This is a genomic window from Treponema sp. R6D11, from assembly GCF_054786075.1.
This window is the reverse complement of record NZ_BDHD01001055.1, coordinates 1-401: the sequence shown is the minus strand read 5'-3', so window position 1 is coordinate 401 and position 401 is coordinate 1. Positions and strand designations below refer to the sequence as shown.

Sequence of the window (401 nt, the reverse complement as noted above, 5' to 3'; positions counted from 1 at the left end):
AGAAAACTTGCCGCAATTAACGCAAGCCTGTCTTTAGCGGACATGATTTTTCAGGAAATCCGAAGCTATCAGCGGAAATACAGCAAGGAAATGGAAAAAAGACGGGAAAGTTTTTTCCAGAAAATTGAGGAATCAACAGACGATCTTTTGTTTGAATCGGAAAATGTAAAAATCGCACCCCCTTTTATTGAAAGCGCCAATCCTCAATCTTCATCAGAATACAATGAATCAATTGACGATTTGCTTGTTAAAGCCCTGTCCGCTCACAATAATAACAGTTTTAGCGAAGCAATCAGCCAATATACAAGAATTTTAGAGCTAAAACCAAACAATAATATACTATCCATTATATAACAAACAAACCTGCTCCCATGACATTGCTGGTATTTGTCGGCGCCCCG

Annotated in this window: 1 pseudogene; it reads left to right on the top strand. The window is 38.4% G+C overall.

Going from position 1 to position 401, the window contains the following annotated elements:
* Positions 1–354 (top strand): annotated as a pseudogene (locus ACYVTD_RS17460) ((p)ppGpp synthetase); the annotation flags it as partial.
* Between the last annotated feature and the right edge of the window lie 47 nt (positions 355–401).